The organism is Micromonospora yasonensis (assembly GCF_026013475.1).
GTDB lineage: Bacteria > Actinomycetota > Actinomycetes > Mycobacteriales > Micromonosporaceae > Micromonospora > Micromonospora yasonensis.
Map to the genome: position 1 here is coordinate 1 of NZ_JAPDPH010000470.1, position 867 is coordinate 867.

Sequence of the window (867 nt, forward strand, 5' to 3'; positions counted from 1 at the left end):
GGCGACGGTTACGGAGCATGTTCCGCACGCTGAGGTCCTCGATCACGACCGTTTGAGTCTCACGGACGAGTCGAGTGGTCAGCTTGTGCAGGTGGTCCCGACGCCGGTCGGCGATACGGGCATGAACACGGGCCACCGTGATTCGGGCCTTCGCCCGGTTCGCGGAGCCGTCCTGTTTACGGGCCAGGTTCCGCTGCGCCTTGGCCAGCTTGCGCCGGTCGGCCTGCCCGTACCGCGGGTTGGCCACCTTCCCTTCCTCGTCACTCACCCCGGCAAGAGGGTGGGACAGGGTGAGCAGACTGCTGACGCCCGCGTCCACACCGACCTCGGCATCCGCGGGCGGCAAGGGCGCCACCGTGGGGTCCTCCACCAGCAGGGACACGAACCAGCGGCCGGCGGCGTCCCGGGACACCGTGACCGTGGACGGTTCCGCCCCGCCGGGCAGGGGCCGCGACCACACGATGTCCAGCGGCGCGTTCATCTTCGCCAGGGTGAGGTGCCCGTCCACGCCAGCGAAAGGCGGAGCGGGTGTATTCCGCCGACGCCCTAGATTTGCGCTTGGACTTGAACCTCGGGTACCGGGACCGCTGGTCCCAGAACGCCACGAACCCGGCCTGCAGATGCAGCAGCGCCTGCTGCAACGGCACCGACGACACCTCGTTCAGGAACGCCAACTCCTGCGTGCGTTTCCACTCAGTCAGCCACGCCGACGACTGCACGTACGTGGTACGCCGGCGGTCCACCGCCCACGCCCGGCTGCGGGCTTCCAGCGCCCGGTTGTACACCAGACGCACGCACCCGAAGGTGCGGTTCAACTGCCCAGCCTGCTCCGGAGACGGGTAGAAGCGGTACTTGTACGCCCGCTTC

1 protein-coding gene and 1 pseudogene are annotated in these 867 nt (G+C 68.6%); both read right to left on the reverse strand.

Features of this window, described 5'->3' with window-relative positions; all coding sequences use genetic code 11:
• A partial coding sequence (locus tag ONA70_RS36395) for an RNA-guided endonuclease InsQ/TnpB family protein (protein ID WP_265011008.1) occupies positions 1-481 on the reverse strand: 481 nt, incomplete at its 3' end.
• Positions 482-755: 274 nt separating this feature from the next.
• Positions 756-867, reverse strand: a pseudogene (locus tag ONA70_RS37110) (helix-turn-helix domain-containing protein); the annotation flags it as partial.